An 8,282-nucleotide genomic window follows, 5' to 3' on the forward strand; every position below is an offset into this window, starting at 1 on the left:
TTCTCTTATTAATGCTGAGTTGTTTCTTGATCCTCTGATATATAACGTCCTATGGATACAATTCCGTGTCCGTCCTCGGTGTTTCCATATTCAAAAATGATTTTGCCGTTGCAGAAAATCTTCCATCTGAGATAAACATTTACAGTTCCCAGACCGTTGATCTTGAGTTCAGGAAGACCTGGATTCTGGTCTGCTTTGGCAAGATTCTGTGCGATCTTCTGACATGCTTCCTCAGAAAATCCGGGACCGTTATCTGTGACGGTGATCTTCCAGTAGTTTTCCGCGATAATACTGCTGACGGAGATCATCCATGGTGGTGCACAGTTGGAACCATATTTGATAGCATTTTCTACGAGTGGCTGGATCAGCAGCTTGGGAACCTCCTCAGAAAGAAGGCTTTCATCTACATCAATATTGTAGTTCAGACTGGACTGATAACGGACTTTCATACAGTACAGATATTTCTGAACATAATCCAGCTCATCGGCAAGAGATACGGTCGTGCTGCCTGTATCTGTAATATAGCGCATGATCAGAGAAAGATTCCGGCACATTTTGGCAACTGTGTCATTATCACCGTTTTCCGCAAGAACCATGATACTTGACAGTGAGTTGTAATAAAAATGCGGGTTGATCTGTGTCTGCAGAGCCATATTTCGAGCGTGCATTTCCTGTTCTTTTGCCTGTGTGAGTTTTACCATGGAATCCTTCAGATTATCGCTCATAAACTGAAATGCCTGGTAAAGTTCCTCAAGTTCATTGACAGAGACAGGATAGGAAGTGACCTTTTCCTGACCAAGAGTGTCCAGCTCCATTCGCTGAATGATATGTTTCAGATGCTTGACCGGTTTGACAACAGAACGGGACAGCCTGTATGAAACAATAACAGAAGCCAGAAGAAAAGCAGCAACAACTGCCAGAAGGATCTGGAGCATCTGATATACCGGTGCAAGTATGGCTGATTTTGACTGAACCGTGAGGTAAGTAAATCCAGTGTAGCCGGAGTCAATTCTTGCCGCATATTCGTCCTTGCCTGTCAGAGGGCTGGTAAGCCTGGAAGAAGTCTGAGATGAATCTGTCAATGTGTAATAGTCCTGGAGTTTGGAACTTTCACTGTCTGAAATATCGTAAGGATAGATCAGATCACCATTCTGATTAAATACATATACACTGGCTGCATCATCATGATTTTTCTTCTCGTAGGAAATGATACTTTTAAAAATGGATTTACACTGTTTGGCTGTTTCAATTACGCCTACACTGCGGCGGTACTGATTTGTGAAAGAGCGGTAGACGGAGATCATCCACTGAGAATATTTCGCCGACTTGGAATATTCATAGGTAAGATAGGGATTGGTGATTACTTTTCTGCCATCTGCTTCCCGGGCTTTCTGCAGCCATTCGGTGCGAGAATCGTCCGTTTTTTTTACCATGGTGGAAAGTCCTGCCTGAAGTACATATCCGGAAAAATCGTACAGATTCACCTGATCAGCTTTTAATTCAGTTCCGCTGAGAGAAATAAAAAGATCAGACATATCGGAGAGCATACTGTCAGAGATATTGAGATCAAATTTCTGATCGAGGATACTCTTGGACATATTACTGTAGTTGATATTGACGGATACTGTGTCCAGGTCAAGGATAGCAGAGTCTACCTGTGTTTTGAAACTGGAATTCAGGGTGTTCATGGCACTGATCTGACTTTCCTTCAGTCGTCCTGATACAAAGAGATAAAAAAATGCTGCAAAAGCAAACAGGATCAGACTTGCCATTCCGAGATAGGCGATAAAAAGTTTAGACTGTAAGCTGCGTTGTTTCATATATACGCCTCCTCCTGTAAAAAAGTACCAATGGTTTTTCAGGACATGTCAAAAGTATTTCGTCGAAATTATAACATGTTTATGTAAAAAGTACAAATGACAAAAAGCGAAACTGGTAAAAATAGTCAAAAATATACATTATAAATTGTGCAACCTAGTAGAATGATGTGAAAATAGCATACAAAAATGTGAAAAAAGTACAAATACAGAATGGCTTTGTCCATGGATAAAAAACACAGTTACTGATAAACTTATTTCATCAAGGACGTGACAAAAACAAATTAAAAGGAGGAAGTTTTTTATGTTGAGAAAGAGATTTTGGGCAGTTGCATGTGCAACAGCAATGGTAGCATCTATGACAGCAGGTCTTAGCGTGAATGTATTTGCAGCAGATGATACCAAAGATTTTGCAGGAGAGGAATTAAGCATTCTGGTATCCGCAGGCTGGATGGATAACCGTTATGATGAGACACTGGAGCGTTTCGAGGATACATACGATGTAACCGTTGACCTTCAGACAATCCCGGCAGATCAGTATTCTGATCTTCTTCAGTCAAAACTGGCAACAGATTCCTGTGCGGATGTTTTCTGGATCCAGTCCAATCCATTTGCAATTGAATCAACCATCGTTGACCCGGAGAAATACTGTATCGATTTTACAGGAGCTGACTGGGAAAACCTTATGCCGGAAACAAGAAAAGCATCCTGCACATACAACGATAAATTATACGGACTTCAGGTTTGGAACAATTCTCCGGAGTACGTAATGCTTTACAACAAAACTCTGTTTGAAGAAAATGGCTGGGAAGTTCCAACCACATATGCAGAACTCAAAGACCTCTGCGCAAAGATCGCAGATACAGGAATCACTCCATGGTTCATGCCAGGAGCAGACGGATGGCAGCATCAGCTCGCATTCTTCCAGATCGGTGGAGTTTATGAAGAAGCAACACCAGGACTGTACGATGCTCTGAATACAAACCAGGCAACATTTGCTGATAATGAAAAAATGCTTGAAGTTCTGAACGAGTTCAAAGAACTCTCTGATGCAGGCTACTTCGGAGAGGACTGGATCGGAACAGACAGCACAAACATGTCAAATGAATTTGGCGACAGAACATGTGCAATGGCAATGGCAAACTCCAGTTACATCAAACAGATCAAAGATGACACAGGTTCCGAAGATGAATATGGAATGTTCCTGATTCCTCTTGGAGACAATACCTGGTATCCAACCAGCCCGGCTGGCCCGACAATGTTCGGATACAAAGGAACAGAGCATGAAGACCTTGTAAGAGAATTCTTCAACTTCGTAACAACAACAGAAAGCCTTCAGGAAATCCTTGACAACTCACCGGCTTACACAAACCTTGATGTAAACGATGACAATCTGGAACAGCACTGGCTGCCAGAAGAGGAAGAATTCCTTGAGACTGTAGACAAAGATAAAATGAGTGTATCTGTACTTCAGAATGGTACAAAATATACAAACGACTACTGGATGCAGTTTGGACAGGATATGATCGCATTCTGCCAGGGTGAAATGGAAGCAAACGATGTTCTTGCAAACATGGATACCAACCGTGCAGAAGCAGCAAAAACTGTCGGAGATGAAAACTGGGAATAAATTTCAGATAAAAACGTTGTGAAATAAGGGTAATTCTTCAGTGCGAGGGAGTAAAATCCTTCGCACTGTCTGCTAAAGGAGTAAATAAGAAGATTATCCTTGTGACTTGATTAATCTGGCTGCTAAGAGAACAGGAGGTAACTTCAGTGAATAAGAAAAAAATATATCCCTGGTGGTTTCTGGTACTGCCGCTGGTATTGTATGTAATCTTTTTCCTGCTTCCAAGTGCAATGGGTGTAGGATATTCCTTTACAGACTGGAATTCCAGAAGTGTCCTGAATGGTACACATTTTGTAGGACTGCAGAACTTTAAAGAAATTCTGACATCAAACAAAGGCTATTTAAGTGGAATTGGGAATACACTTAAATTTACGATCATTTCTAACATTGTAAAACTGATCCCGGCACTTATGATCGCAATCATGCTTCAGGAAGGCTTAAGAGGAAAAGGACTTTACAGAACTCTGTTATATCTGCCATCTATTCTTCCATTTGTAATTATCGGTCTGATTTTTAAATCTATCCTCAATTACAATACAGGACTTCTGAATACGATCCTGGATGCACTGCATCTCGGAATCCTGAAACAGAAATGGCTTTCTGATCTGGGTGTTGTATGGAAATCCATTTACGGCGTAGATGCCTGGAGAGGTATTGGTTATGTTATGACTATTTTCCTCGCAGGTCTGAATACGATTCCGAAATCCTACTATGAAGCTGCTGAGATCGACGGTGCAAACTTCTGGCAGAGACTTCGCTATGTAACACTTCCAATGCTTACAGGTTCTATCATGATCAACCTTGTATTTGGTATTACATATGGTCTGAAAGTATTCGATATCGTTTACGTTCTTACAAACGGCGGTCCTGGACATGCAACAGAGGTTCTTACAACTTATGCATTCCAGCTTTACTCCAGAGGTCAGTATGGAATGTCTTCTGCATTGAATACGATCCTTCTTATCATTACGGCGATCATCGGTGTAGGTATTGTTAAGAAAATGAGTAAACAGGAGGTACAGCAGTAATGAAAAAGCAAAAAGTTCAAAACGCGTTGAAGCATATTGTCTGCATCCTTCTGTGCCTGACAGTTGTACTTCCATTTTACATGGTACTTATCAATTCCTTCAAGGATAAAGGAGAGGCCGCAAGAATGAGTCTTGCGCTTCCGACCAAATGGGTATTCTCAAACTACGCAGAGGTTATCAAAAAAGGTAATCTGATCCAGGGATTTGCAAACAGTTTACTGTATGCTCTGGTAGCAACTACACTTGGTGTTGTACTGTGTGCGATGGCAGCATTTGTAATGTGCCGTAACAGAACAAAGTTAAATACATTCCTGTATTACTTCGTTCTCTGCGGACTGTTCTTCCCGGTCAACTATGTAACTCTGGTAAGAGTTTTGAGTGCTTTAAACCTGAACGATACACGAGTTGGTATTGTCATGGTATTTACGAGTGCGATGATACCGTTCTGTGTATTTACGATCCGAAACTTCGTAATATCCATTCCGGTTGAATTGGACGAGGCAGCGGTTATTGATGGTGCGGGACCTCTGAGCCTGTTCTTCAAGATCATCATGCCGCTTATGAAACCAACACTTGTAACCTGCTTTATCCTGCAGTTCATGACAGTATGGAGCGATTTCCTTACACCTCTGTACCTGTCCAGCAAGAGCAAACTCTTCCCGATGACCATGGCAGTATACCAGTTCTTCGGAAAGAACAAGAGCTACTGGAACTACATCTTTGCAGATATCGTACTTACCTGTATTCCGGTTATCATTGTTTACATGATCGGCCAGAAATACATCGTTGGTGGAATGACTTCCGGTGCGGTGAAAGAGTAAAAACGATTAATAAAAAATAGACGTTTATCTCGTATAAGAGACAGACGTCTATTTTTTATTACAATACTTTATTCAGGAAATCAATTGTTCGTGCTTCCTGTGGATTCAGGAGAACTTCCTGTGGGGAGCCTTCCTCTACGATGTAACCGCCATCCATGAAGATAACCCGGTCGGCAACTTCGCGGGCGAAGCCCATTTCATGGGTTACGATCACCATTGTCATGCCATCGGCGGCGAGCTGCTTCATAACCTGAAGAACTTCACCAACCATTTCCGGGTCGAGAGCACTGGTTGGCTCATCAAAAAGCATGATATCAGGAGTCATGCAGAGGGCACGTGCGATCGCTACACGCTGCTTCTGCCCACCGGAAAGCTGCTCTGGATATGTGTCAGCTTTGTCGGCCATGCCGACTTTTTCCAGCATGTGGATGGCGCGCTGTCTGGCTTCATCCTTGGTAGCTTTTTTCAGTTCTACCGGAGCGAGCATCAGGTTCTGTGTGACATTCATATGCGGGAAAAGATTGAAATGCTGGAATACCATTCCTACATTTTCACGGACTTTATTGATATCAATATGTTTGTCTGTAAGATTGTGTCCATCTACGATCACTTCTCCGGCGGTAATCTCTTCGAGCTTGTTCATGCAGCGCAGGAAAGTAGATTTACCGCTTCCGGAAGGTCCGATGATAACGACTACTTCACCTTCATGAATGTCTGTGGAGATATCCTTCAGGACTTCCAGAGAGCCGAAGTTTTTTTTCAAATGTGATACGTGGATTTTGACGTTGTCTTTATTTACGGCCACGGTTTAATCTCCTTTCTAAGACTTTTGCGATTTTGGACAGGATTGTGATGACGATCAGGTACATGATCGCAACAATACCCCATGTCTGGAAGGACATGAAAGAATTGGCAACAACGTTCTTTGCAGTGTTGACCAGTTCCGGCCTGAAGTGCTGTCAGGGTAAAACTGAATCCCATCATATTGTTCAGACAGTAAGGAACACCGAAATAAATAAAATACGCGAGGACGATCATAGGAACGCCTCGGATAACATCAACAAAAATAGAAGATATGATTCTGCAGGCTTTATTCTTAAGTACACTTAACAAACCAAAAAACATACCCAGAATACAGGCAAAAAACAGACCGCATAAAGCAAGAAGCAGGGTCTGTCCCATTGCAAGGAGCAGCAGATTTCCATATCTTGTTATGATCTGGATCATGGAAAACTCCTTTCAAAAACAAAGCTGCCACAAAATGCAGCAGCCCTGTAATTCGTGTAATATATATTCTGATTATTCAGCAGCTTCTTCTGTCGGAACTGCGTCTTCTCCGAGGTATTTGGCAATGATCTCGTTGTATTCACCGCTTTCTTTTCTTTCATCTGTAATAGATGCGCCGGCGATCATACCGTCAGCCTGTCCAGTCTGGCATGCAGCGATAGAAGCGTCCCATCCAAGACTCTTGAGTTCATATTCAAAGCCCTGATCTTTTGCGATCGCATCAAGTACGTCTACGTCGATACCTACGAAATTACCGCTGTCATCTGTGTATTCAAAAGGTTTGAATACAGTATCAGTTGCGATAGTCCATTTCTTATCTGTCTCTGCATCAGAAGCTGCAAATACAGGAACAGTAAGGCTTCCTGCGAGTAATCCCATTGTTAATAAATAACACATCTTTTTCATAGAGAAACACTCCTTTTCTTTTAAATAATGAAAAAAGGCGCAGTTTACAAAAAAACTGACGCCTTCGTCGCTTTTTTCAGTTCTATCATTCCCAAAACACACTGTCAATGGAATGTTTTAAAATTTTACCATATTAAAGGAATTGCCCTATAAATAAAACATAGTTTGAGGGAAGAGAGTATATTTATAGAAAATTTATGTACAGATATTGGTGCTTATGCTACCATTTAAATGTACATGTCAAAAAAGGTAAAAGAGGGACAGAAAATGGCAAAAATAAAAGTAGCAGCAATACAGATGCCAACAGTGACTGACAAAATGCAGAATGTCAGGACAGCGGGAATATATCTTGAAAAGATAAAAGATGAGAAACCGGATTTTGTTATCCTTCCGGAGATGTTCTGCTGTCCATATCAGACGCAGAATTTCCCGGTCTATGCAGAAGAAGAGGGTGGGCCTGTATGGCAGCAGCTCTCGGAATACGCAAAACAATATGGAATCTATCTTATCGGCGGTTCAATGCCGGAGAAGGATGCTGAGGGAAAGGTTTACAATACATCTTATATTTTTGACAGGCAGGGAAAACAGATTGGCAAGCACAGAAAGGTGCATTTGTTTGATATTGATGTCACAGGTGGACAGACATTTAAGGAATCCGATACTTTGACGGCGGGAGATCATGATACAGTTTTTGATACCGAGTTTGGCAGGATGGGAGTCATGCTATGTTTTGATATTCGGTTCCCTGAGCTTGCGCGGATGATGGTAAATGATGGCGCAAAGGCAATCCTCGTTCCAGCGGCTTTCAATATGACGACAGGTCCTGCACACTGGGAACTGTCCTTCCGAACCAGAGCACTGGACAACCAGATCTACATGATAGGCTGCGCCCCAATGCGCGATGAATCCGCAGGATATATTTCCTGGGGACATTCCATTGTCACAGATCCATGGGGCAGAGTCATAGATATGCTGGATGAAAAAGAAGGCGTACTTCTGACAGAACTGGACCTTGACTATGAAGAGCAGGTAAGAGAAGAGTTACCATTATTAAAGAGCAGGCGGAAGGATATGTACCGTCTGGAAAAACTATGCAAATAATGCTATGCTTTGTGCGAAGCTATATGTGCTTGTTATAATTTTTTATAAATTGATGGAAAGTATGGGATGGACCATAGAGCAGGCTATGGATGCACTTCAGATACCAAAGGAAGAGCGAAATAGCTACCTTAATATGTTGAATAACTGCGCGCCGCATTCTCGTTACTTCCAGTGATGAGTTAGGCGCGCAAAT

At 42.0% G+C, this 8,282-nt stretch carries 8 protein-coding genes; 4 read left to right on the plus strand and 4 right to left on the minus strand.

Annotated elements, in window-relative coordinates; all coding sequences use genetic code 11:
- Positions 1-8: 8 nt before the first annotated feature.
- The gene (locus DXC01_RS17565) at positions 9-1,820 is read right to left on the minus strand and encodes a sensor histidine kinase (RefSeq protein ID WP_118699473.1); all 1,812 of its coding nucleotides are present in this window, start codon (positions 1,818-1,820) and stop codon (positions 9-11) included.
- Positions 1,821-2,121: 301 nt separating this feature from the next.
- On the opposite strand from DXC01_RS17565, the gene DXC01_RS17570 reads away from it, so the two are divergent.
- From DXC01_RS17570 to DXC01_RS17580, 3 genes are all read left to right on the plus strand, one after another.
- On the plus strand, positions 2,122-3,447 hold the full coding sequence (locus tag DXC01_RS17570; RefSeq protein WP_022213381.1) for an ABC transporter substrate-binding protein: 1,326 nt from the start codon (positions 2,122-2,124) through the stop codon (positions 3,445-3,447).
- Between the two features lie 146 nt (positions 3,448-3,593).
- The gene (locus tag DXC01_RS17575) at positions 3,594-4,475 is read left to right on the plus strand and encodes a carbohydrate ABC transporter permease (protein ID WP_227222944.1); all 882 of its coding nucleotides are present in this window, start codon (positions 3,594-3,596) and stop codon (positions 4,473-4,475) included.
- Positions 4,475-5,296, plus strand: a complete 822-nt coding sequence (locus tag DXC01_RS17580) for a carbohydrate ABC transporter permease (RefSeq protein WP_118699474.1) — start codon at positions 4,475-4,477, stop codon at positions 5,294-5,296. The genes DXC01_RS17575 and DXC01_RS17580 overlap by 1 nt, the downstream gene beginning before the upstream one ends.
- A 58-nt stretch (positions 5,297-5,354) precedes the next feature.
- On the opposite strand, the gene DXC01_RS17585 is transcribed toward DXC01_RS17580, so the two are convergent.
- The 3 genes from DXC01_RS17585 to DXC01_RS17595 form a co-directional block, all read right to left on the minus strand.
- A complete protein-coding gene (locus DXC01_RS17585; protein WP_118699475.1) occupies positions 5,355-6,101 on the minus strand; it encodes an amino acid ABC transporter ATP-binding protein in 747 nt (248 codons plus the stop codon).
- The gene (locus DXC01_RS17590; protein WP_022213377.1) at positions 6,092-6,523 is read right to left on the minus strand and encodes an ABC transporter permease subunit; all 432 of its coding nucleotides are present in this window, start codon (positions 6,521-6,523) and stop codon (positions 6,092-6,094) included. Before DXC01_RS17590 ends, DXC01_RS17585 begins: the two co-directional genes overlap by 10 nt.
- A 72-nt stretch (positions 6,524-6,595) precedes the next feature.
- Entirely contained in the window at positions 6,596-6,988 is a 393-nt protein-coding gene (locus DXC01_RS17595) for a transporter substrate-binding domain-containing protein (RefSeq protein WP_243111661.1), read from the minus strand.
- A gap of 267 nt (positions 6,989-7,255) precedes the next feature.
- On the opposite strand from DXC01_RS17595, the gene DXC01_RS17600 reads away from it, so the two are divergent.
- Complete coding sequence (locus tag DXC01_RS17600) at positions 7,256-8,089, plus strand: carbon-nitrogen hydrolase family protein (protein ID WP_118699476.1); 834 nt, start codon at positions 7,256-7,258, stop codon at positions 8,087-8,089.
- The last annotated feature ends 193 nt before the right edge of the window (positions 8,090-8,282 follow it).

Origin of the sequence: Blautia sp. OM07-19 (genome assembly GCF_003481595.1) — a bacterium.
Lineage (GTDB): Bacteria > Bacillota > Clostridia > Lachnospirales > Lachnospiraceae > Blautia_A > Blautia_A intestinihominis.